A 23,400-nucleotide genomic window follows, 5' to 3' on the forward strand; every position below is an offset into this window, starting at 1 on the left:
CTTAATCCTTTGATCTTAATCCTTTGATCTTAATCCTTTGATTTTGATCTTAATCCTTTGATTTACAACCCCCTGGGGGTGTGGGGGCGAGCCCCCACGGTTTTTCTTTTGATTTTGCTCTTATCTTTTGATTTTGCTCTTATTCTTCCGATCTTGCCTTATAGTCCTTCCAAATCAAAACAGCACATCAGACTTGATTGATGCGGTTCGCGTTGCTCACCACATCCTACATTTTTTTCGTGGGTTTTCTGGATCAGATCATCATCCTGTTTGAAGCAGATTTTTCAGCCATCCGCCTTTTTTTTCACCGGGAGTAGCACAGGTTGGTTTTTTCCAGGCCAGGACTGGGTCGGGCATCACCCGAGAGATGATCCACCAGGGCAGGATGCCTCCCCCACCGCCACAGCCACAACCGGCCCTACGGGGATGAAACACCTTGATCACCCAGGGATCCTCCTGACTCTGGACATAGACCATGGTGGTCCAGACCCCTTTTTCCTCTTCGAGGATTTCCGCTACCAGGGTGTCCAGATGTTGTCGGGCCATGTGGCCATCAACGGGAGTTTTGGGTAGATCGCCATCGGGCTCCATCAGATACCAGCCATCCCGGGCAGCCACTTCATCCCCCAGCTGGGCGACATCCTGTAGCCGAATCATGCCGTCGAAGCGGCCACTCCATCGTTCATTAAAAGGGGTCGTCATCTTATAACCCGTCCCTTGCGTTGGGATCATTGTCGTCCTTGGGATTTTACCCTCCCAGGAAGCGGATTGGTTACCATATCCCCTCACCCGGGACAAGCCATCACAGGGATTTGGTCAAAAACCGGATGTGAAGCCATTGCCAATCTTTCCCTTTTTGAGGCACCATTTGGGCAGATGTTCCTGGCAACACGTTTTTACTCAATCTGGAAACAAAACCCATGGCGACCAAATCCAAACCCGAATCCAGCCCCGACACTGATAATGCGCTACTCAAAGTGCCGGGATTTCGCTTGGCAGCGACCGCTTCAGGCATCAAAAATAAGGGGGTGCTTGATCTCCTCCTCGTTGCCTGTGACCCACCGGCCGTGGTGGCCGGGGTATTTACCCGCAATCAGATCGTCGCCGCTCCGGTGGAAATCTGCCGGGAGCGCTTGTCGGGAGGGGAGGCTCAAGGGCTGCTGGTCAATTCCGGCAATGCCAACGCCTGTACCGGTGCTGTTGGTGATGAGACAGCCCGGGAACTATCAGCGCAAGTGGCTGATTTGCTGGGCGCACCCAACGACACCATCTTTATCGCCTCCACCGGAGTGATCGGCGAACCACTGCCCGGGGAAAAAGTCAAAAAGGCGCTCCCCAAACTCATGGATGATCTGGATGAGGGGGAATGGCTTCAGGCTGCCCAGGCGATCATGACTACCGATACCCGACCCAAAGCGACCAGTCGGCAGTTTACCCTGGAAGAGATAACTTTTACCGTCACCGGCATTGCCAAAGGCTCCGGCATGATTCACCCGGACATGGCGACCATGCTCGGGTTTATCTTTACCGACGCCCCCATCACCCAGGCGGCCTTACAGACCCTGCTGACTCAGGCGGTGGATAACAGCTTCAACGCCATCACCGTGGATGGAGATACCTCCACCAACGATACCGTGCTGGCTTTTTCATCCGGCTTGGCAGGCGGGGACACCATTGATGATCCGGAACATCCCCGGGCAGCCCCCCTGGCCCAAGCCTTGAATGGCCTCTGCCAGGAGCTGGCCTGGGAGATTGTCCGGGATGGCGAAGGGGCCTCCAAATTTGTGACTGTTTCGGTGACCGGCGCCAAAACCCGGGCCGATGCCAAACAGGTCGCCATGACGGTGGCCAAATCCCCTTTGGTCAAAACCGCCTGCTGCGGCTCAGACCCCAACTGGGGCCGGATCATCGCGGCTGTCGGCTATGCCGGTGTACCACTGGTGGTGGATCGGCTGGCGATTCATCTGGGGGAGGTGCGGATTGTAAAAAACGGCGGCAGGGATCCGGACTATACCGAGGAGCAGGGGCAGGCGGTGATGAACTGCCCGGAGATCGCCATTACCATTGATCTGGGACTGGGAGAGGCTTCCGCGACGGTGGCTACCTGTGATCTGACCCAGGGCTACATCACCATCAACGCCGACTATCGCAGCTGAGGATTTTGGGGGGTTCCCTGGCCGGGGGTGTCCCTGGCTTCAGGGCAGCCCCCCTCCTTGGCGAGGAAACCCCATCCATGGATCGGAACAAACCATCCAGCTCACCTCTCTCCCCCTCGCCCCCGCTGGCCTGGGATGAGATCAAAACCGTCCTGCTGGATATGGATGGGACTCTGCTGGACCTCCATTTTGACAACGTCTTTTTTCTGGAGACGGTACCCAAAGCCTATGGAAAAAAAAACGGCCTCTCCTTTAGCGAAGCCAAGGCCGCCGTCAAGGAGAGCTATCGCACGGTGGAAGGAACCCTGCTCTGGTATGATCTCGACTACTGGAGCCGGGTGCTGGGTATGGATATTCCCCTGCTGAAACAGGAAGTGCAGCACCTGATCCAGGTCCACCCCCAGGTGATTCCTTTTCTGAAAAGCTTGAGATCCTGCCAGCTGCCGACGCACCTGGTGACCAACGCCCATTCGAGTTCACTGAAGCTCAAGCTTTCCCGCACCCCCATCGGGGATTATTTTGACTCGGTTATCTCCAGCGCCCAGGTGGGTGAGCCCAAAGAGGCGGATCCCTTCTGGCCTCTGCTGAAGGAAAGAATCGGATTTGAACCCGCTACCACCCTGCTGATTGACGACTCCGAACCGGTTCTGGAAGCCGCCGCCCGGTTTGGTATTGGCCACCTGCGCCACATCGCCGCCCCCAGCTCCCAAGAGCCCCCCTGCTATTCCCGGCAGTTTTTCTCCATCACCCGGTTTTCAGAAATTCAGCCAAAATAGCCACTCCACCCCCATGCTGTTGCCAGGGTCAGGTGACCGACCTCCCAAGATCCTGTCGCAATATGCCGCTTTTGGCCTTGATGCAGCGTTACACAGCTTTCTGTGAGTCTCACATATACCTGGATATGCTACGATTCTCAAAAACTGCAAGCCTTGCCTGAAGACCAAAATCGACATATTGCAACAGGCTCCCAAGTTGGAACAGCCAATCAGGGGGAGGTCAGTCAGGGCCTGTTTTTTTTGTGGGGCTGGCGGGGTGATTATTCAACTCGAATGATGCGGTTCGCGCAGCTCACCACATCCTACGTATGGTTTACGTGGGTTATGCGGTTTACGTGGATTATGCGGGTTTACGGGGGGAATCAGGCATCAGCCCTCTGCCCGATCGCCAGCAGGTCGGCTTCAGTCTGCTCAATCATGGCATCGAAGTAGGAGAGCAGGCCCTGATCTGCAACCATTTCCCGAATCCGGTTGATCTCCTTCGGAGTTGTCTGCTTTTTCCAGATGCCCACCCGATCGGTCAAGAGGGGGGTACCCAAGCGGGAAGTAGTAGGGCCTTCCCACCCCAACACCTTGCGCACGACTTCAACATCGTGGGCGTTGCCATCAAAACGCCCGGCAGCCTCTTCCCACCCCTCCCCCACAAAATCGATAACCCCCTTCATCACCGAAACCGGTTGAAATACCAGCTGTTCGTAGCGCACATCCATAAACCATTTGTCATCCGATTTATAGTGCTCTCTGGCTTTATGGCTGGCACCCAAAAAACGGCACCAGTGGGGAGCGAAGAGTTCCGGTGTGTGGTAAGTTTTGGAGCCCTTGAAGGAAGCGAAAACATCCCGGGGATCCCGAACCACATGGATAAATCCAGCGTGCTCCCAAGCGGCGTGGATGGTGACCAGATGAAAGACGTTACCGGGGGTTTTTTCCACCCAGCGCCGTTTACCGGCCCGGGAGGTACAGTAGCTCATAAAACGATTCAAAAAATGGGTGGCACTTCGAGACTCTTTGATAATTCGCGCCATGTCGTCGGGTTGAACTTCAAAGAGTTGCTGTAGAAGATCGAGGCGCTCTTCCAGGGTTTCGTTGCGCTCAGCCACCCCCCCTTGGGGGCCTGCTTGCCAATCCATCCCAAACCAGTGTGTCTCCAGGCCTGAAAAAAAGGCGGAATGCTGACCAATCATACAGCGTAGAAGGGAAGTACCTGATCGGCATAAACCGCCGATAAAGAGGGGTGCGGTTGTACCGGGGGCTTGCATGTGCATTGATTTGTTCAATACCTTTTTTTGTTGGAAAGACCATTGAATTCATTCAACTGTTACATTCATATAATCAGTTTATTCCTGCCCCCGACAGGTGTCAACCATTTCCTGGATTCTTTATAGAAAGAACCTTATTCAACAACTCAAAACAAATATTTCCATCTTACAATATACATTTAACAGCCCCCCAAGGAGATGTCGAAATAAAACCCAGCAACCCCCAAAGAGCGTTTTTCAGACCGGTTCAAAAAAAGCCGCTGAAGATGAAGAGTCTCCAGAAGGCTCACCAACGCAAGGGGAGCCCTTACCAGATCAAGGGGGGGCACCCCATCCATACCAGCTGCCACTGGGCAAAAAGCGGCTGGTTATCGTGCCCCAGGTTTCAGGGGTCATCACCCTTTCCACCACCCCCTGACTCTCAGGCATGAATAAAAACAGCACCCCCACCCCGCCATACATGAACGCGCTGGCCAAAGGGTCGCTGGAGTAGAGTTTGAATGCGGTGCCAAAGGAGTTTTTCACCCCCCCGACCCCCAATAGATTGAGGCTGTAGATTTCGTCCAGCAACAGGTGAATCACAAAGCCGAAAAAAAGAAATCCCCCTGCCAGCCAAGCCGATATTCCGGAAAAGGCGTACCCCTTGGTGAGCCAGATGGCCATGATGAATCCAAACAACACCCCGGCAGGCAGGGAGTGAAAAATCCCCCGATGCACCGTAGACCAGGTAAATATTTTAAAGATGACCGATTTAAAAAAAAGAAACGCCACCAGCCAAATACCGACCAGCTCCACCACCGAAAGCCCGCCACCGGTTTGACCGAACATGACCAGGAACGAAAACACAATCGCCCCAAGGGTAAAAGCGATATTGAGGGGGGTCGAATTATCGGCATCAATATCAGGCAAAATCCCCCCCAAAATCGCCGCCACAAAACAGACCAGAGCATCCCCCTGGCTTACTCGTTCCGCCACCAGTAGAGAGGTGGAGCCCAAGCCACCGGCAACGGTAGCCACAGTCAGATGCGTCTTGAAATCAGCCATCAGCTCAGAAGCTCTTCTCTTCCAAAAATTTTTCCACCGTATAGACCAAAATATCGACTCCCTCCTGCCAGCACCCCTCCATGAGACCGGCCTTGAGGCAGAGGTGGGTCAGAAAGGTTTTGGCATCGGGAAGCTGCTGCCACACCTGAGGCAAAAAGGTCGCCCGACGCTGACCTTTGCGCAGAATCACCCCATGCACCCCCGGTTGCAAACGCTTCAGCAGATCCAAACCATCCCGATAGGGAAAGGGTTCGGGAGGAGTCAGGAGGGAGACTTCAATCCGCACATCTGCCAACTGCTCAGCCCGGAGCGCTGAAAACCGGGGATCCCGGGTGGCCGCAGCGACAGCATTGTCGAGCAAATCCCGGGCCAGAGAACGATGGGCCTGCACCGTGCCGATACACCCCCTGAGCTGTCCGGCCTGGGTGAGGGTGATAAAGCTCGCCCCCTGCACCCCCAGGGACTCATCCTGAGCCAACAACTGATCTGGAGAGATCCCCTCCTCTCCCCGCAGCACCTTTTCCAGATGGCCTCGAAGAATGGTTGGCAGTTTTGGTCCGATCATCTTCATTTCCCTTCCGATCCGGAGGGAGAATTGCCAGAAACAGCAGCCCCCCCCGCCTCATCATGAAACAGATAGCTGGCATACCCCACCACCCGGGATTTATCCCCAGCGGTATCCCCGGAGTTGCGATAGTCCGCCAGAGTGGGTTGCCAACGGTGGCGTCGGGCCAGCTCCATGACGGCGGCGATGGCGGTTTTGCCACACGCTTCACAGCGGTCGAGATGATCGGGATTTTCTTCCAACACCCCCCGGGTGCACCATTGATCGATGGTTCGGGCTTCATCGTAAGCGTGAAAATGGGAAAGATCGGAGGAAGCAACGATCAGATCCTCCGGCTGCCAGTGAGCGGCAACCAGATCTGCCAGACGCTTGCCGGAAAGCTCCCCATAGACCATGGGTACCAGACGAAAATGGCCCAATGTTTCCTGAAGAAAGGGCAGATGCACCTCCAAGGCGTGTTCCTGGAGATGGGGAGAAGGATCCCGGCTCACATCCCTCTCCAGAGCCAAAGCATCGACTATGGCCTGATCCACTTCAATCACCCCCAAGGGGGTGGCAAAAGCGGAAAAATCACCCACCGAAACCCCGCTGAGATAGACCCGGTGTGAGGGGGACAGAACAAAAACCCGTCGGGGATTTTCCGGGGTCGCCCGCTGCAAGGTGCCATAGGCGTGGGCGGCGGTATAACCGGAATAGACATAACCTGCGTGGGGCGCCACCATGGCCCGAGGGGGTGGATACTCCCCAGTGGACCTGGCTTGGCGCAGCAGGGTTTGAATCATCCCCCGAAGCCCCTTGGCATCACCGGGATAAAACATGCCCGCAACAGCTGGAGGACGAACGCGTTCGGTTGCCATCGGCCACCCCTCTATTTTTTTTGGAAAGTGAACTAATTCCCCCCATCCGCCCCCCATTAAGAGTGGCAAGGGCACCAACTGGTTGCAGGGGGTATCCTCAAAATCAAATCTCAGTATAGTTCTTTTTTAGCGGAAAGAACCCCTTTTCCCCTATTTTGAGAGGGGGAAAAGGGGAAAGCCCGGCCCTTTTTTGGAGGCGCACGGCCCTCCCTTTGGTCTGGGTGGCTGGATCTCCTGGACCGGCTTGCAATGACATCCCATAACGGGTCATTCTAGGCGGTGGATTCAAACCAACGGACCATCCTTGAGCAGTGGCTGACCATCAATCACCATTATCGAAAAAATGGGTGACAATCAGATGAAATCCCGCACTTTTTTTCTGTTTGGCCTGATACTCCTGCTGGCCGCTCCCGCCTGGGCAGGCCACGGCTTGAGCCTGGATGGCCAACTCAAATATCCGGCAGGCTTTGCAGGCTTTGACTACACTTCCAAAGAAGCCAAAGTGGGAGGCACCCTCACCCTTCACTCCATCGGCGGATTCGACAAGATGAACCCCTTCACCCTGAAGGGCACCGCCCCGGACTTGCTCAACACCCTACTCTTTGAAAGCCTCACCACCCGCTCCCTGGACGAAGCTTTTTCCCAATACGCCCTGCTGGCCAGTGATATAGCCGTCGCCGCAGATGGCCAATCGATCACCTACACCCTGGACAGTGACGCCACATTTTCCGACGGTACCCCAGTCACGCCGGAAGATGTCAAATTTTCCCTGGAAACCCTGAAGTCAGACAAAGCCCATCCAGCTTATCAAGCCTACTGGCGGGATATTCTCTCTGCCGAAGTGCTGGACGCTTCCCGGGTGCGGCTGCATTTTGCCAGCAAAAACCGTGAGCTTGCGATGATCTCCGGGGAATTTCCCATCTTTTCCAAAGCGTTCTTCACCCAGCATGCTTTTGACAAGGGGGATCTCACTGTCCCCCTGGCCTCAGGCCCCTACCGGGTGGCTTCGTTCAACCCCGGCAAAACCATCATCTATGAGCGCAACCCCGATTATTGGGGCTGGCAGCGGGGGGTTAATCGGGGGATGTATAACTTTGAGCGGATCGTGATCAAATATTTTCGGGATCCGGTGGTGGCCCAGGAGGGGTTCAAGGCGGGGGAGTTTGATTTTATCTTCGAGAACAACTCCAAACAGTGGGCCCGGGATTACAAGGGCGATAAATTCACCTCCGGCAAGATCATCAAGGAGACCCTCGACCACAGCAACGGCGTAGGTATGCAGGGGTTTGTCTTCAACCTGCGCCGCCCGATTTTTCAGGATATCCGGGTGCGCCAGGCCCTCTCCCTGGCCTTTGACTTTGAATGGTCCAACCGCAACCTTTTCTACAGCCAATATGCCCGCTCCGACAGCTATTTTACCAACACCGAAATGGCTGCCAGGGGCAAGCCCTCTGCTGAAGAGTTAAAGCTGCTTGAACCCTTCCGCAAGGATCTCGATCCGGCTGTTTTTGAAGCAGTCACCCCCCCTCCTTCGACGGAACCACCTGCCAGCCTGCGCAAAAACCTCCGCCAAGCCATGAAGCTCCTCAAATCGGCTGGCTGGAAGGTGGGGCCGGACAAGGTGCTGGTCAATGGTCAGGGACAACGATTCGAAGTGGAAACAGTGCTGGTCTCTCCCGCCTTTGAGCGGATTTTGGCCCCCTATACCGCCAATCTGAAAAAACTCGGCGTGGTGATGACCTACCGCACTGTCGATCCCTCTCTCTATCAGCGGCGGGTCAATGATTTTGACTATGACATGATCGTCGCGGTGTTTGGCCAGTCCCAATCCCCGGGCAACGAACAGCGCAACATGTGGCACTCCCAAAGCGCCGATGTGAAGGGTAGCCAAAACCGTATCGGGCTCAAGGATCCCATCATCGACGCCCTGGTGGATCACATCATCTATGCCAAGGATCGCAAGGCTCTGGTCACCGCCTGTCGGGCGCTGGACCGGGTGCTCCTCTCCGGCCACTATGTGGTGCCCCACTGGTATATCCCCTACCACCGCATCGCCTATTGGGATCAATTCGCCCGCCCCGAAACCAAGCCCAGCCATTTTACACCCACAGATTGGCTCCTGGCCTGGTGGATTGAGAAATAAGGGGATGATCTGACCATGTGGGCTTATGTATTTCGGCGTTTGCTTTTGATGATCCCCACCCTCTTCGGGATCATGGCCATCACCTTTTTGATCATCCAATTTGTCCCCGGCGGACCGGTGGAGCGGATGATCTCCATGATGGAGCAACACGGCAGTGCCGGGGGGGGTGGCGGCACCCTGGTTTCCGCTGGTGGGGGAGCAACGGCGGGCCCCAGTGGCAGCTATCGGGGGGGGAAGGGACTGGACCCGGATCAGGTCGAGGCGTTACGCAAGCTCTACGGCTTTGACCGGCCTGCCCACGAACGTTTTTTCCTGATGATGGAAAATTTTATCCAGTTTGAGTTTGGGGAGTCCTATTACCATCACCGCAAGGTGGTGGAGCTGGTGGTCGAAAAGCTGCCGGTCTCGATTTCCCTGGGCATGTGGACCTTTTTTCTCACCTATCTGATCTCGATTCCCCTGGGCATCCGCAAGGCGGTGCGCCACGGCAGCCGTTTTGACACAGCCACCTCCACCCTGATTTTGGCGGGTTATTCGATCCCGGGATTTGTGCTGGGGATCATGCTCATCGTCCTTTTCGGGGGGGGCAGTTTTTGGGATGTTTTTCCCATGCGGGGGCTGGTTTCCGACAACTGGGAGAGCCTCGCCTGGCCCGCCCGCATCGCCGACTATCTCTGGCACATGGCGCTACCCATCACCGCAGCCTCGGTGGGGACATTTGCGGTGATGACCATGCTCACCAAAAACAGCTTTTTGGAAGAGATCTCCAAGCAGTATGTCATCACCGCCCGAGCCAAGGGACTTTCCGAAACGGGGGTGCTCTATCGCCACGTCTTTCGCAACGCCGTCATTCCCCTGGTCACCGGCTTTCCAGGTTCCTTCGTCGCGGCATTTTTCAGTGGCAGCCTCTTGATCGAGACCATTTTCAGCCTGGATGGCCTGGGGCTTTTGGGGTATGAATCGGTGATCAATCGGGACTATCCGGTGGTGATGGCCACCCTCTATTTTTATACCCTGCTGGGGCTCATCACCAAGCTCCTCACCGACATCACCTACGTGCTGGTGGATCCCCGCATCACCTTCGAAAGTGCCGAATAACCCCTACCAGACCCCACCGGACGACCATCCCCTTTGACCGGCTTCACAGAAATCCGATCAAGCGTGATCCATCCGGAACGACCAGACCCTATCCGCTTTTGGCCCAGTCAAAGGTGGAGGTGGAGATATCCAGATCGTATCCGGTTTCACTGCTGAGGAGTCGTTCCAGGATAATATTGATCAACTTATCCTTGAGCTTTTCCCGGATAATGGGACTGAGGGTTTTGAAGGCTTCCCGATCCACCCGCATGACGATGGCGTCGGTATTGGAGACCACATCTGCCGAGCGTTTGTGGGTGTTGGAAAGGAAGGAAATTTCGCCGAAGACATCCCCGGTCTTGAGAATGGCCACCGGTTCTTTGGAGGCTCCCACGACGGTAGCGGTCCCTTTGACGAGAAAGAAGAGATGGTTATCGCCCCCTCTGGCCTTGATGATGAGGGTGCGTGGTTCATATTTGAAAATACGCAGATTCAGCTCCGAGACGGTTTTTTTTTCGTCATCGGAGAGCCCACTGAAAAAGGCCAGGCTGTCGATAATTTTAAGCTTGAGCACTACACCCCTCCCCGAGCCGCTGTCAATAAACCCCACGGCATTGGGTATGTGACTGAAATGGATCGATGGCAAAAAGGCGCGACCCTGAAGTCTCACCCCCCTTGCGGATTATCCATCACCAAAACCGAAAACTCAATTTTGATTTTTACAAGATTGCAATATATTGATTGCAATATATTGCAAAAATCGTACCCAAGAAACGGACAGCTATCGATTCGGAATTTATTGTGGCTTGAATGGATATCCAAAACCAGCCGGAGAGAACTGAATGGACCAGGGAGTACAGGGGGGAAACTTAAGAAAGAAAAACAGGGGGAAACAGAAATAATCGGGGGAGCAGGTCAGGTAGGATTGGTGCTCCCGGTATCCAGCCAAATCCGTTTGGCATGGATACCGGGGTGTGGGGTGTGTGACTGGGGTAGAAGGCTCAGGCACAAACTCCCCGGTACTATCCAGGGGGGGATGGTTTCTGACGATCAACGGGTTATCGTCAAAAACCCATCCCCACCCTGGGGTCATCATCCATCACTTAGGCAGCCAGCTCTTCCTGGAGCGCCTGCTCTTCGTTATCAGCCTCTTCAGAAGCCTCTTCAATCGCCTCTTCCTGGGTCATAACGACCGGGATGGGGGAAGCTTCCATTTCGGTTTCCGTCGCAAATTCCGGCTCAACAGTGATTTCACCGGCCATCTCTTCGGATACGGCTTCGGTGGTGAGATCCGGGGCAGCCATCATCTCTTCGGCAGTCGTATCGGCGGTGTGATCTTCAGCCATCTCCTGGTCGATGAGATTTTCAACCATCTCCGGGGTCAGATCTTCAGAGACAGCCTCGGCGGTGATCTCTTCAGCCACCGCGTCAGTGGCCAGATCTTCAGCCAGCTCTTCGGTGGTCAGATCCTCAGCCAGCTCTTCAGCAACAGGCTCAGCGGTGAAATCTTCAGCCATTTCCTCAGTGCTCAGATCCTCATCCAGCTCTTCAGCAACAGGCTCAGCGGTGAAATCTTCAACCATCTCTTCACTGAGGTCCTCAGCCATCACAGCGTCGGCCAGGGTCTCTTCTTCAGCCATCTCCTCTCCGATCATCTCTTCAGCGCTCAGATCTTCGGTAGAGAAGGTTTCGTCAGCGGCTTCCTCTTCGGTGTGGGCGGCATCGGCCTCGGGGGCTTCATCGCTCATCTCGGCTTCCGGAGCTGAATCAGCTTCATCCGTGATGGCCTCATCCGTTTCAGCTGTGCCAGCCATCTCTTCGGCGCTGCCTGCTTCGGCATCGATGGACTCTTCTTGATCCTGAGTCGGGTTCAGGGTGATCTGAGTCAGATTTTGAATCCGCGCTTCGATGGTGGTCATATCGCCATCGGCATCCAGAGCGGTGCGCAGGGCTTCCATGGCCCCACCGATCAGACTCAGTGCGGTTGCATCCAGCCCCCGCAGGTTGGCTTCCATCGATTTACCCGTGGCATAGATCAGAGCCTCGGCCCGGTTGCGCACTTCGATCAGGAGACGCTTTTGGCTGTCGCTCTCGGAGTGCTCTTCGGCATCCCGAATCATCTGGGAAATTTCGGCATCGCTCAAACCGCCAGAAGCCTGAATCTCGATGGAGTGCTGCTTGCCGGTACCTTTGTCCTTGGCGGAAACGTGCACCAGGCCGTTAACGTCGATGGCAAAGTTGACTTCGATCTGCAAAGTCCCCCGGGGAGAAGCAGGCAGATCCACCAGGTCGAACTGACCCAGGGGCCGGTTGCCGTTAAAAAGCTCCCGCTCCCCTTGGGCCACCCGAATGGAAACGGCGGTCTGATTGTCTACCACGGTGGAGAAGAGCTTGGTTTCCTGGCAGGGGATGGTGGTATTTTTTTGGATAAGCCGGGTAAAAACACCGCCCCGGGTTTCCAGACCCAGCGAAAGAGGGGTCACATCCAACAGCAGGATATCCCGCACTTCCCCTTGGAGCACCCCACCCTGGAGGGAAGCCCCCATGGCCACCACCTCGTCGGGATTGACACCCAGATGGGCTTCACGGCCAAAAAATTCAGCCACCACTTCACGTACCCGGGGCATCCGGGTCATGCCACCCACCAGAATCACCTGGTCGATATCAGCGGCAGACATTTCGGCATCTTCCAGAGCGATCCGGCAGGGCTCCAGAGTCCGTTGGATCAGGGCATCCACCAGGCTTTCCAGCTTGGCCCGGGTAAGGGTGATATCCAGATGCTTGGGGCCGTTGGCATCGGCGGTGATGAAAGGCAGATTCACCTCGGTACGATGGGCAGCGGAAAGCTCGATTTTGGCTTTCTCAGCGGCTTCCTTGAGCCGTTGCAGAGATTTTTTATCCTGGCGCAGGTCGATCCCCTGCTCATTTTGAAAGGTATCGGCCAGATAGTCGATCAGGCACTGGTCGAAATCTTCACCACCGAGGAAGGTGTCACCATTGGTGGATTTGACCTGAAAGACCGAATCACCGATCTCAAGGATGGAGATATCAAAGGTACCGCCACCCAGGTCGTAGACCGCGATGGTTTGACCCTCTTCCTTGTCCATGCCGTAAGCCAGCGCAGCAGCAGTGGGCTCGTTGATGATCCGCAGGATGTTCAAACCCGCGATGCGTCCAGCATCCTTGGTGGCTTGGCGCTGGGCGTCATCAAAGTAGGCGGGAACGGTGACCACGGCATCGGAGACCTCTTCGCCCAGAAAATCCTCGGCGGTCTGCTTCATCTTTTGCAGAATCATGGCAGAGGCTTCGGAGGGGCTGATGGTGCGACCATCGGCAGCGATGCCAGCATCGCCATTTTCACCTTCGACGATGTTGTAGGAGACCAGTTCCTTCTCCTTTTGAGTCCGTTCATTGTCGAACCGACGACCCATCAGGCGCTTGATGGCGTAGAGGGTATTTTCGGGGTTGGTGACCGCCTGACGTTTGGCAGCCTGACCCACCAGGCGCTCGCCATCGGTGGCGAAGGCCACCATGGAGGGGGTGGTGCGGGCTCCCTCACTGTTTTCGATCACTTTGGGATCACCTCCCTCCAGAATGGAGACGCAAGAGTTGGTGGTACCCAGGTCAATTCCGATAACTTTGCTCATTTTGTGTCGTCCTTCTCCAAAGGTTCGTTCAATTCCAATTATAAGGGTGTCGTTTCAAGGGTTTGATCAGGGGCCGCCCATGATAAACTTGAGAGCGGCTCCTCGGGGTCGTTTCGTTTTGTCGTTTCGATCCACCAGGCGTCCGGATACCTGGAACAGGGATTTACCAAGATCGTTTTTAAGTCCTGTCAGCTCCGGACGGGTTTCAACAAGAGCCTTAAAAGTGGCCATGGCCCGCTTGCTGGCCAGATCCCAGTTGTATCTAAACCGTTTTGATCCGACCGGGGCTTGGCTGGAGTGACCTTCGATAAGCACTGACTCCAGTCGGACGGTGCTCTCGGTGCCTACACATCCTCCCTCGGTGGCTTCAGCTGTGCTGTTACCTGCATAGCATGGGAGTGATTTTGCAAGTTTCACGCCAACCTTTCCAAGCACCGCCTGGTTGGTCGCATTAATCGCTGCAGAAGCAGAGCTGAACTTGAATGAGGCGGGCAGATAAAGCACCCCTTCCCCACCATCCACATCCAGGACAACCCCCTCCTCAGCCAGAGATGTTTTTATGCTTGATAACAACTCATTACGAGAAGACACGGCATTGGGGCTGTCACTATTCACCGTCCCTTGCACACCGTTACCGCCGGCGGCCAACATCAGCAGGGTCGCTTCCACATCCCCAGCCTCGTCAGCCAGAGTGGGTTCATCGGCAACAATCGGTTCATCGACAACAATCGGCCCACGATCTGTCAAATTCCCATCTGTTGACACTTCCCGGGCCTGACGCCCAGCTGCCAGCACCCTCTCCAGCGCCTCTTTTTTATCCTGGAGCGATTTTATCTCCCTGCCCTGTAAGGATAATGTCTTCGAAAGCCGGGAAATTTCAGCAGCCATCTCTTCTCTGTTGCCTTCAAGCTCCCCAGGTGTGGCCTCTGCGGGGGTGAGCAGGGTTTCTTTTGGCGCCCTGCCAGCCAAAATCCCGACATTATCCAAACACATACGATCCAGTTCCGCCTGCTTTCCAGCCAGCTGGGCATTCAGCATACGCCGCTCAGAGATCAGGGTTGCCAAACGCAGGCGAATGCCATCGCTGTTTCCCGTCATCACCACCGGCCCACTCGCTGCGATACTCCCAGGAGCCGTCATACCCCGTGCGCCAACCCGAACCAACTCGCCCCCCATGTTGATCCGGTCATAAAAATAGGTGCCGATAAAGAGGATCATGCAGAGCATCAGCAGCCCGATCACCGACTCGATCAGAAAAACTGAAAAACCTCGATTCAATTCGTGCATGACACTTTGCCCATTTTTATTTACCCGGAGCGATTTCCGGCAAGAGTTCGCTTTTGAGCCAGCCGTCAAACCCGCTGACATAGCTATTTTTCCACCAAGTTTTGACTGTCATTGTTTCGACTAAAACGTCAGTGAGAGCCTGCTGTTTTGTCGAATCCTGCGTTTTTTGCTGTTGGAATGAGTAGATTGCAAGGTTTATGCCAAACGCTGACACACCAAGGGATTGAAGCGGGTAACCTCCCCCAAAGCAGACCAATCACCCCATGAGCAATCATCACTCCAGACTAAACATCCCTGAATAAGCTGCTTTTTCAAACAATTGGGAAGGAACAGGCACACAACCCCGCAGATAATCCACAGGGCAAATCATTTATCGTCAAAATTCAGAGAGGGGGTATCGGGTAAAGCAGAGGCGCAAACGCCCATCTGAAAGGATGGTTCGAAGTCAGGTGGGAGAGACGCACCAACAGCTACGCCAGAGCCGTCTGGTCTGGAAGAGACAGAGAAAACGGGGAAAGCAGCAGCAAACCCATGACTGCCATCCCAGAGAGATTTTGAGCTGTAACCGTCAGGAAGGATGATACAGAGTCAAAAAACAGGCATACCCGGCGAACAAGGTAGCCCAAACAGGAAAGGAACAAACAGGAAAACAGAGTTCACATCAGAAAATCATCGATGGCTGACATGGCAGACACACGGCCCCACCCAACGAACGACCGGGAAAGGTAGGCTCATCACCTCCCCTCCCGGAAACACCAAGCCCCCATTGAGAGAGACTACACTTCAGCATTCACCGGATTCAAAAAGACCTGCACCCCACCGACATGCTCCATCTCATCGAAAATTTTCTTCTGCAAAAATTCAACGATAAGGTCGCCTTCATAGACCTTGAGGTTTTCATCCACCTCCACGCTCACCTCCACCTGCAACTCTTCACCCGTGGATCTGGCCCTGAGATAGGAGATTCCCAACACCCCGGCCACCCCCCGGGTAATGTCGTAGATCACCTGCAACTCTTCCATCTCCGGAGAGGTATCCATCAACCCTTCGATGGCATCCACGTTGAGTTCAATACCGATGCGAATCACCAAAATCGAAACCCCGAAAGCAGCCAGGGGATCGGCGATGGGAAAGCCGAAGGTAGCGAAGCCAATACCGATCAGCACCGCGATGGAAGAAAAAGCATCGGAGCGGTTGTCCCAGGCGTTGGCTAAAATCGCCGGGGAGTTGTTTTCATGTCCGACACAGCTTTGATAGCGATACATCAGTTCGTTGCAGAGCACCGAAACCAACGCCCCGATCAGAGCGATCTTTTCCGGGGCCTCATACTCCCCCCGGACCAAATCCTTGATGGCACCGATCATGATAAAAAAGGCCCCGATCAGGAGGATCAGGCCGACGATGGAGCTGGAGATAAATTGAATCTTGCCATGACCGTAGGCGTGATCTTCGTCAGCAGGCTTGGCAGAAATCTTCAAGCTGATCATGGTGACGGTACTGGCAATCACATCCGCCGAGGAGTGAAAGGCATCCGCCACCAGTGCGGCAGAGCCCGTCAGCCCACCCAGAATGCCCTTGTAGCAGGCAAGAAAAATATTGTTGGCCAGCGCCCACCAAATCACCTTGTCCCGGCACTGGTTACAGTGGTCAAATTTCATCAGCGTTCCATTTCCATCTCAGTTTACGGAGCCCCATTGTCAGATGGGGGTGTCATCGCTTCCGGCGCCATCGGAGCAACAGTCTCACCGGAGGTTGGGGCTTTTCGGCCACCACCCAAGGGCAGCAGTCGCTTAAAGGCTTTTTGAGCCATACGAGACCTTAAAAAGGCGGTCTCCTTGCTGTCCTTATCATAGCGGAAATAGTCGTAGCGGGTAAAACCGGTCACCCGAGCCATCACATACCAAGGGAACGAGGAGATCAGCGTGTTGAAAATCCGCACCTCCTCGTTATATTCATCCCGGCGTTTGGAAATCCGATCCTCAATCTCCACCAGCTTATCCATGAGCTGCTGATAGGTCACCGAAGAACGAATCTGGGGATAACGCTCCACCACCGCCAAAAGCTTGGAGAGCGACGGCAATCCAGCCACCCCCGCACCCCCAGCCAAGCCAGCACCGCCCTCTTTACCAGAACGGGCCATCTCGGGCCGCTTGTCAGCCACATGGCGAAACACTTCCTGCTCCAGAGCCGCTTGGTTCAAGGTGAGGTTGATGAGATTTTCAAACAGGTTGGCCCGGCGCTGAATCACATCCTCCACATGGCCCCGGGATGATCGAACCCGCTCCTCCAAGGTCACAAACCGGTTGAAATTGTAGAGAGTGGTCACCCCAAAAACCAACACCGCAATAAACGAAACCACCACAATCAGCACCCGAGCCTTAATGGGCGGCAACTGCATGCGTTGCGCTTCAAACTCCTCCTTGTAGAGTTGGCGCATCAACCGTTTCATACGGCGGATACGTTCCTCACTGGTGCCCTCCGGCCCCAGATCCTCCAACCCTTCAAATTGGTCCTTACCCTGAGCCATGCTTCAACAACTCCAAATAGTCAGCCAAGTCACATACCCAGCTGAACCTTCATAAGCTACAGTTTGCAAAAAATCAGTGCTCAACACCACCCTCTTCGATCTCCACCGCCCGCTTGAAGAAGGCCACCGCTTCGTCGTGGCGGCCCATCTGCTCCAGGGTGAAGCCCAGGGATTGATACACCTTCGCTTCCGTCGGGCGAATCTGCAACGCCGCCTCAAACGCCGCCACCGCGCCATCATAATCCTGTAAATTGTCCTTGGCGATGCCCAGGCGATAGTTCAAATTAAAATTTTCCGGGTTCTCCACCACCGCCTTCTCCAACGTCGCCGCCGCTTGGCCATAATCCTTGATCTGGATATAAGCCATGCCCAAAATCGAATTCACCTTCGCACTCGCACCATGCTTGGAAGAAGCCCGCTCCAATAAATCTATCCCATCCCGGGTGCGCTCCATCTTCAGATAACAAAATCCCAAATGAAACATCGCCTCCGGATCCTCCGGAGAAGCCCCCAAAACACGCTCCAACAACGGCGCCGCCTGGAGATACCTGCCCCGCTTGGTGTGGGTCACCCCCTTGCTGCGAAAATAATCCACCCGACGACCCTCATCCATCGTAAACAACGAGGCATACCCACGCATCGCCGAACCCATCACCTTCCGCACCACACTGCCCACCGTATGAAACGCCAACCCCAACTCATCCAACGGATTGACCCGCAAGTTCTTATCACTCATGACCACTACCTCCGGTCGATTCTACAACTGGAAAGAAACATTCAGATTCAAGATCAAGATGACGGCCAAGATCAAAAGATATAGCCATTTCACTTGAGAATGGCGCCTGTACCCCCCTTTTTCGTCATCCCCGCGAATGCGGGGATCCAGGAGTTTGCGCGTGCCCTGCTGGATTCCCGCATTCGCGGGAATGACGGCAAAAAATCGCCGCAGGTGCCATTCTCAGTTGGAATTACTATAAAAGCCAAGATCAAGGTCAAAACAAAGATCAACAGATGAAAATCAAGATCAAGGCCAAAACAAAGATCAAAACCAAGACCTTGGGGGCTTCGCCCCCAATCCCCCGGGGGGGTTGAAAATCAAAAGATTAAGATCAAAATAAAAAGATTAAGATCAAAATCAAAACCTTGGGGGAGGGAACTCCCCCAAACCCCTACCTTTTTTTAATAGTATAAAGTCAAAAGCCTACTTTGTGATTGTATGACACGCCTCGCACGGACCCCTATCCTGATGCGGACTCCGCGCACCCACCTTGATCACAGGAGGCGGCAACACAATCCCATCCGGATCCGGTACAATATGACCCGTCGTCCCAATCGGATGACAATTCGTGCACGGGCCCCGATACGGATGCGGCACAATATCACCCGCCAAAATCATCGGAGCCGTCTCCACCTGAGCCATCCCCAAATCCGGCGTCAAACCACCCCGAACCGACAACATATACCCCTTGATCTCACCATCCCGATAAACCGTCATCGATACCTGCTGACGATTCCGAACCCGAATCGTCTCCTGCAACATCCCCTTCAACGAATTCACCGGACGACCATCAATCGCAATCAAAACATCCCCAGCCAAAATCCCCGATCCACCCGCCGCCAAACTCACCTCATCCACCATCAAACCCTGCAACGACTCCGGCAACTTCATCTTTTCCTTAATCTCACTATCCAACGGCAAAGCCTCCAAACCCTGCCAATGGGCCTCGGAAATCTGAATCCCCGGCACAATAAAACTCCCCCGACTCGCACTCCGCGCCGGACGACCAGAGCCAGCATTCCCACCAGGCACCACAATCGGCACCGGCGCACGCACCACCGTATCCTTGCCCGGCATCTGGGCCCGTAACCCCGAAGCACTCCCCCGCAAATCCCGCCGCGCAATCAGGTTGTTGCCACCGTTCGGAGCCTGAACCGGTTGCACCATCGCCACCGTCTGACCCAGAGCCTGCCCCCCCTGGGGCACCCCAGCCCCACCCTGCACCCCAGCCGACTCCTTTACCGGCAGCGCTTCATAATCAGGGCTGTCGAACAGGTTGAAAACCAACAATCCCAAAACACCCAGAATTCCCACCGATAAAATTTCCGGACCGCCCAACCTCATGCCACCACCATTCGGCCCGCAATCGCAAACATCAACACCGCATAAAACCAACGCAACACATCCAACCGCACCACCGTGGTGAGCCACGCCCCCACCAAACCCCCAAACCACGCCCCCGGCACCAATATCAACGCCATCACAACCGGCTGTTCCCAAACAAAAGCCCCGCTCTGCACCCCATGCAACATCGCGACCAGAGAACCGACAATCGAAGCAAAAAAGACCAGTACCGCGCTGTTGGCAATGGCATTTCTAAGAGGCACCCCCGCCACATAACGCTGCAACGGCACCTCCACCACCCCGCCTGTAATGCCCAAAATACCGCTGATAATCCCCATGGGCAGACCCAAAATACCCGCCTGCATTAAAGGATGATTTCCCGCCACCCCCCCATCCGCCCGCTCTGGCCGACTTCCCAAATAAGGCCTCAGCCAACCAAAAACACCCCCCTTGCGACCACTCGATTCCGCCAGCTCCACCAACATCTTGATACCCAACAAAAACGCAAAAACCCCCAACAGATAGTGAATCACGTTGGAGCGCAAAATATTCCCGACAAAATAGCCAATCACCACCCCGGCCATCGCCCAAGGCACCAAAGGCCGTATCGCTTCCCAACGAAACAGCTCATCCCGCCGATAGCGTAACGAAGCTGCGCCATACATGAAAATATTGGTGAGATAGGCCACCGGACGCACCAGCAGCAACCCGTAGCCAAAGACTGAAATCAACCCGGTCACCTTGATGATGCCCCCGCCCATGGTCATCATTCCCCCGCTGACACCGGAGACAAAACCGAGCAAAAGAAGGCCGATAAAGGTGCTGATTGGGTACCCAAAAACCCGCAACGCCGGCCCATGTTCCCCGGTGCCGGCGCCGCTAGTTGCTGCTTGTGCGGCGTGTGGCCGCTTGGTCAAGTCCAGTCCCAATAAACTTCGGGCCCGATCCCACCAGTCATCTGCCGTGCGCCGGGTTCGGGCTGAAGTCACTCCCGGATCACCCGGTGGACCACGCACCCCGTCTCCAACAGCCATCTGTGCCGCCACCGTCAGCGCTGTCCCCGCCTGGCCTGTTCCAGCCACAACCCCCTGCCCCAGAGCGATCCCAAGCCCCCCGGGCTCCTGCAAACCACCCCCGCCATTCCAGCCATTGCCGGCCCCCTTCAACGCCGCAATCACCCCCGGGGGAAATTTCACCACATCTGAAAAATGGGTCACCAGCACATGTACCGGCACCGCATAGCCTTGCAACAGACCGTTGGGGCCTTGCACCGCCACGTTGATTCCCATCAACCGGCCTTTGCCATCCACCAGCGGGCCACCGCTCTGGGCCCAGTGATAGACCGTACCGGTGGGAATCAAGTGGGTCAGCTGCGCCTTGCCTACGTTGATCTGGGCCAACCCCTGCCCCATGGAGACTGTGCCTCGGCGATAGAGCACCTGGGTGCCGTCGGGGTCTCCCCAGGCGGTCACTGCGCTGCCATCCCGCAGGGTTTTGGAGTTGCCGGGAATCAGATAGGGAAAGAGATCCCGGCTGGCGATTTTCAAAACCGCTATATCGTGCCGTGGGACGGCTTTGACTATTTTGGCGGGATATTGCCGGGGGCCGTTCGGGGTTTGCACCCGAATCATGATCTCCCGCATCCCTTCAATAATGTGATAGGCCGTCGCCACATGGCCATCGGAGTTGACGATGACGCCGCTGCCGGCACTGACGAATCGGTCGCTACCGCCGGGGCCTGCTTTCATGCCGGCGATATTGACCACGGAGGGCCGCACCACTGAATCAACCGGTCCCAGGTTTAGCTGTGCTCGAACCTGGGCGGCGTTTACCTGGGGTTCGGCGGTGGTGGTTCCGGGCCATGAGGAGTTGTCGGACATGCCGAAGCCGTCCAGTTCGTCATAGTGATCCCGCATGAGGTGGATGCCCCAGGCAAACAGCGCCAGACACACCACTGTCAGTATCAACGCAGGAATTTTCCATTGTTGGCGGCAAAACGGCACGTTCAGGGGTTTGATTGGCTTTTGATCCATGGTTTGACCTACACCCCGTCCAGTTCGTTGGGGCTGGGAAGCTGTTTATCGGGATCGATTTCTTGTTGCTCCCGCAATTGCTCCATCTCTTCTTGTATTTCTGCCATTTCTGGCAGGGAGCCTGAGTTGGATTTGAAGTGTACGCCGACATCTCCCAGGTGGGGAATTGAGGATGCCAGGGATTCTTCCACGCGTTGGGATATTCGTTTGGCTCGATTAACCCCCAAATCGGGATTCACGCCGATGACCATGGAGATCCATAGTTCTTGTCCCATGCGTCGGGTGCGCAGTTCTTCTACGCCTCGCACGCCGGGCACGGCCAGGGTTTCCTGTCGGATGCGTTCTTCCACTTCTTTGGGTGCGGAGGAGTCCATCAGGCCTTGGAACGAGTCCCAGAAGACTTCTCCTCCCAGGTAGAGCAGGTGGAGGGTTTCCCCCAGGGCCACCACGGGGTCCAGCCATGGCATATCGAGGTAGTGGGAGCCGATGATGGCGAACACCACGGCGAGGGAGCTGAGTCCGTCTCCTTTATGGTGTCGGGCCAGGGTCATGACCATGGGGCTGTTGATTTCCACGGCTACGCAGCGGGCGTAGAGGGACATGAAGAGGTTCACGGCCAGGGACAATACCGCCACCCACAGGGCGATCAGGTGTGGTGGTTTATGTTCCCCTTCCATGATGGTTTCGGCGGAAAAGTAGAAGAGTATGCAGGTGAGGATCATCAGCACGAGGCTGATGGTCATGGAGAGTAGAAATTCGACTTTGCCGTGGCCGAAGGGGTGTTCTTGGTCCAGGGGTTTATTGGAGACTTTGAGGCCGACGATAATCAGGATAGACGTCACGACATCTTTGGCTGAGTAGAGTGCGTCGGCCAGGAGTGCGTGGGAGCCTGAGAGCAGGCCTACGAAGAGTTTGAGGCTGGAGAGTGCCAGGTTTGCGATCAGGCCAACCCAGCCAATCATTCCGTTACAGACGACGCATTTGGAATATCTCATGGGGCCTGATTTTCCCGCTTAGGTTTTGACTTTAAACTATTAAAAAAAAAGATGGGGGGGATTGGGGGGAATTCTTTCCCCCCAAGGTCTTTCCTTTGATCTTGATTTTCCATCTTTTGATTTTGATTTTGCTCTTCTCTTTTGATTTTGCTCTTCTCTTTTGATTTTGCTCTTGCTTTTATCTTTTGATTTTGCTCTTGCTTTTATCTTTTGATTTTATCTTTTCAAACCCCCTGGGGGTGTGGGGGCTTGCCCCCACGGTCTTTCTTTTGATCTTGATTTTGATCTTGATTTTGCTCTTGCCTGGCTCTTGCTCTTGCCTGGCTTTTAATTTTGCTCTTGCTTGGCTCTTGCCCTTTCTTACCCCCTACCCTTCTTTACCCGAATCATTCCCGATCTTCGTATCGGCTGCCTCGACGCAGGATAAAGTTAAAGGTGGCGAGGGCAAAGCCGCTCACGAAGGCCCCGGCTATGGCCAGGATCATGGGCATTTCCACTGCTTCCCCGAACACGAACCGCACTTCGATTTCATGCATGTTTTGGGAGGCAAAGATCAGCAAAAATATGGCGAAAATGAGGGACAGGACTAGTCTGACCATCCACCATCTCCTCCGGGTCCAGGCCAAAAGTTAGAGCCTGCCCAAAAGCGCCGTTCGGTTTGTCCTGGCGACGCCAACTCCGTGCTTGAATCCTCACGCATCCAATACGTTTGGGTTTCATGTGCGGAATGTATAGCCACTGGGCCAGCGCGATACGATATTTTTGGACAGGCTCTCAATCAGAAGATATCAGAGCTTCTCGGAAAGGCCGCCCACCAGGGGCAGACGCCAGGCCCGGGTCAGGATCACGAATCCATATTGGCCCAGGGGGTTCATGTGGCTCCAGGGGCGACTCTGGCCGGATTGGTCCGGG

General features: G+C 55.2%; 19 protein-coding genes. 4 read left to right on the top strand and 15 right to left on the bottom strand.

Annotation, left to right across the window (positions count from 1 at the left end):
* Positions 1-261 precede the first annotated feature (261 nt).
* Positions 262-702, bottom strand: a complete 441-nt coding sequence (locus HQL52_14170; protein MBF0370595.1) for a hypothetical protein — start codon at positions 700-702, stop codon at positions 262-264.
* A gap of 218 nt (positions 703-920) precedes the next feature.
* Between HQL52_14170 and argJ the strand changes: the two genes are divergently transcribed.
* Entirely contained in the window at positions 921-2,156 is a 1,236-nt protein-coding gene (argJ, locus tag HQL52_14175) for a bifunctional glutamate N-acetyltransferase/amino-acid acetyltransferase ArgJ (GenBank protein MBF0370596.1), read from the top strand.
* A 77-nt stretch (positions 2,157-2,233) separates the two neighbouring features.
* Positions 2,234-2,932, top strand: coding sequence for a GMP/IMP nucleotidase (gene yrfG / locus HQL52_14180; GenBank protein ID MBF0370597.1), 699 nt, complete (start codon positions 2,234-2,236; stop codon positions 2,930-2,932).
* Between the two features lie 362 nt (positions 2,933-3,294).
* Here yrfG and HQL52_14185 read toward each other — a convergent pair whose 3' ends face one another.
* The 4 genes from HQL52_14185 to amrB form a co-directional block, all read right to left on the bottom strand.
* Positions 3,295-4,191 carry a sulfotransferase gene (locus HQL52_14185; GenBank protein MBF0370598.1) on the bottom strand — a complete coding sequence of 299 codons (897 nt, stop codon included), beginning with the start codon at positions 4,189-4,191 and terminating at the stop codon, positions 3,295-3,297.
* 315 nt (positions 4,192-4,506) lie between these two features.
* The gene (locus HQL52_14190; protein MBF0370599.1) at positions 4,507-5,235 is read right to left on the bottom strand and encodes a metal-dependent hydrolase; all 729 of its coding nucleotides are present in this window, start codon (positions 5,233-5,235) and stop codon (positions 4,507-4,509) included.
* Between the two features lie 4 nt (positions 5,236-5,239).
* On the bottom strand, positions 5,240-5,800 hold the full coding sequence (gene amrA, locus HQL52_14195) for an AmmeMemoRadiSam system protein A (protein MBF0370600.1): 561 nt from the start codon (positions 5,798-5,800) through the stop codon (positions 5,240-5,242).
* 2 nt (positions 5,801-5,802) lie between these two features.
* Positions 5,803-6,657 (bottom strand): AmmeMemoRadiSam system protein B, encoded by an 855-nt coding sequence (amrB, locus tag HQL52_14200; GenBank protein ID MBF0370601.1) that lies wholly within the window; start codon positions 6,655-6,657, stop codon positions 5,803-5,805.
* A gap of 358 nt (positions 6,658-7,015) precedes the next feature.
* On the opposite strand from amrB, the gene HQL52_14205 reads away from it, so the two are divergent.
* The gene (locus tag HQL52_14205; GenBank protein ID MBF0370602.1) at positions 7,016-8,800 is read left to right on the top strand and encodes an ABC transporter substrate-binding protein; all 1,785 of its coding nucleotides are present in this window, start codon (positions 7,016-7,018) and stop codon (positions 8,798-8,800) included.
* Positions 8,801-8,815: 15 nt separating this feature from the next.
* Entirely contained in the window at positions 8,816-9,898 is a 1,083-nt protein-coding gene (gene yejB / locus HQL52_14210) for a microcin C ABC transporter permease YejB (protein MBF0370603.1), read from the top strand.
* A gap of 88 nt (positions 9,899-9,986) precedes the next feature.
* Here the strand turns inward: yejB and HQL52_14215 are convergent, their stop codons facing one another.
* The 10 genes from HQL52_14215 to HQL52_14260 form a co-directional block, all read right to left on the bottom strand.
* A complete protein-coding gene (locus HQL52_14215; protein MBF0370604.1) occupies positions 9,987-10,547 on the bottom strand; it encodes a cyclic nucleotide-binding domain-containing protein in 561 nt (186 codons plus the stop codon).
* 433 nt (positions 10,548-10,980) lie between these two features.
* Entirely contained in the window at positions 10,981-13,524 is a 2,544-nt protein-coding gene (gene dnaK / locus HQL52_14220) for a molecular chaperone DnaK (GenBank protein MBF0370605.1), read from the bottom strand.
* A gap of 66 nt (positions 13,525-13,590) precedes the next feature.
* The gene (locus tag HQL52_14225; GenBank protein ID MBF0370606.1) at positions 13,591-14,811 is read right to left on the bottom strand and encodes a hypothetical protein; all 1,221 of its coding nucleotides are present in this window, start codon (positions 14,809-14,811) and stop codon (positions 13,591-13,593) included.
* Between the two features lie 776 nt (positions 14,812-15,587).
* On the bottom strand, positions 15,588-16,469 hold the full coding sequence (mamB, locus tag HQL52_14230; GenBank protein MBF0370607.1) for a magnetosome biogenesis CDF transporter MamB: 882 nt from the start codon (positions 16,467-16,469) through the stop codon (positions 15,588-15,590).
* A gap of 23 nt (positions 16,470-16,492) precedes the next feature.
* On the bottom strand, positions 16,493-17,338 hold the full coding sequence (locus tag HQL52_14235; GenBank protein ID MBF0370608.1) for a LemA family protein: 846 nt from the start codon (positions 17,336-17,338) through the stop codon (positions 16,493-16,495).
* Positions 17,339-17,411: 73 nt separating this feature from the next.
* Positions 17,412-18,074 carry a tetratricopeptide repeat protein gene (locus HQL52_14240; protein ID MBF0370609.1) on the bottom strand — a complete coding sequence of 221 codons (663 nt, stop codon included), beginning with the start codon at positions 18,072-18,074 and terminating at the stop codon, positions 17,412-17,414.
* Between the two features lie 465 nt (positions 18,075-18,539).
* Positions 18,540-19,460 carry a PDZ domain-containing protein gene (locus HQL52_14245; GenBank protein MBF0370610.1) on the bottom strand — a complete coding sequence of 307 codons (921 nt, stop codon included), beginning with the start codon at positions 19,458-19,460 and terminating at the stop codon, positions 18,540-18,542.
* Positions 19,457-21,493 carry a TSUP family transporter gene (locus HQL52_14250; GenBank protein ID MBF0370611.1) on the bottom strand — a complete coding sequence of 679 codons (2,037 nt, stop codon included), beginning with the start codon at positions 21,491-21,493 and terminating at the stop codon, positions 19,457-19,459. Before HQL52_14250 ends, HQL52_14245 begins: the two co-directional genes overlap by 4 nt.
* An 8-nt stretch (positions 21,494-21,501) precedes the next feature.
* Complete coding sequence (mamM, locus tag HQL52_14255) at positions 21,502-22,488, bottom strand: magnetosome biogenesis CDF transporter MamM (protein MBF0370612.1); 987 nt, start codon at positions 22,486-22,488, stop codon at positions 21,502-21,504.
* Positions 22,489-22,874: 386 nt separating this feature from the next.
* A complete protein-coding gene (locus tag HQL52_14260) occupies positions 22,875-23,087 on the bottom strand; it encodes a DUF1049 domain-containing protein (GenBank protein MBF0370613.1) in 213 nt (70 codons plus the stop codon).
* Between the last annotated feature and the right edge of the window lie 313 nt (positions 23,088-23,400).

The sequence above is a fragment of the Magnetococcales bacterium genome, from assembly GCA_015232395.1.
Lineage (GTDB): Bacteria > Pseudomonadota > Magnetococcia > Magnetococcales > JADFZT01 > JADFZT01.

Bases quoted from the DNA above. Each gene is read 5' to 3' on its own strand.
- HQL52_14170 (MBF0370595.1), bottom strand. From the start codon at position 702: ATGACGACCCCTTTTAATGAACGATGGAGTGGCCGCTTCGACGGCATG.
- argJ (MBF0370596.1), top strand. From the start codon at position 921: ATGGCGACCAAATCCAAACCCGAATCCAGCCCCGACACTGATAATGCG.
- yrfG (MBF0370597.1), top strand. From the start codon at position 2,234: ATGGATCGGAACAAACCATCCAGCTCACCTCTCTCCCCCTCGCCCCCG.
- HQL52_14185 (MBF0370598.1), bottom strand. From the start codon at position 4,191: ATGCAAGCCCCCGGTACAACCGCACCCCTCTTTATCGGCGGTTTATGC.
- HQL52_14190 (MBF0370599.1), bottom strand. From the start codon at position 5,235: ATGGCTGATTTCAAGACGCATCTGACTGTGGCTACCGTTGCCGGTGGC.
- amrA (MBF0370600.1), bottom strand. From the start codon at position 5,800: ATGATCGGACCAAAACTGCCAACCATTCTTCGAGGCCATCTGGAAAAG.
- amrB (MBF0370601.1), bottom strand. From the start codon at position 6,657: ATGGCAACCGAACGCGTTCGTCCTCCAGCTGTTGCGGGCATGTTTTAT.
- HQL52_14205 (MBF0370602.1), top strand. From the start codon at position 7,016: ATGAAATCCCGCACTTTTTTTCTGTTTGGCCTGATACTCCTGCTGGCC.
- yejB (MBF0370603.1), top strand. From the start codon at position 8,816: ATGTGGGCTTATGTATTTCGGCGTTTGCTTTTGATGATCCCCACCCTC.
- dnaK (MBF0370605.1), bottom strand. From the start codon at position 13,524: ATGAGCAAAGTTATCGGAATTGACCTGGGTACCACCAACTCTTGCGTC.
- HQL52_14225 (MBF0370606.1), bottom strand. From the start codon at position 14,811: ATGCACGAATTGAATCGAGGTTTTTCAGTTTTTCTGATCGAGTCGGTG.
- mamB (MBF0370607.1), bottom strand. From the start codon at position 16,469: ATGAAATTTGACCACTGTAACCAGTGCCGGGACAAGGTGATTTGGTGG.
- HQL52_14235 (MBF0370608.1), bottom strand. From the start codon at position 17,338: ATGGCTCAGGGTAAGGACCAATTTGAAGGGTTGGAGGATCTGGGGCCG.
- HQL52_14240 (MBF0370609.1), bottom strand. From the start codon at position 18,074: ATGAGTGATAAGAACTTGCGGGTCAATCCGTTGGATGAGTTGGGGTTG.
- HQL52_14245 (MBF0370610.1), bottom strand. From the start codon at position 19,460: ATGAGGTTGGGCGGTCCGGAAATTTTATCGGTGGGAATTCTGGGTGTT.
- HQL52_14250 (MBF0370611.1), bottom strand. From the start codon at position 21,493: ATGGATCAAAAGCCAATCAAACCCCTGAACGTGCCGTTTTGCCGCCAA.
- mamM (MBF0370612.1), bottom strand. From the start codon at position 22,488: ATGAGATATTCCAAATGCGTCGTCTGTAACGGAATGATTGGCTGGGTT.
- HQL52_14260 (MBF0370613.1), bottom strand. From the start codon at position 23,087: ATGGTCAGACTAGTCCTGTCCCTCATTTTCGCCATATTTTTGCTGATC.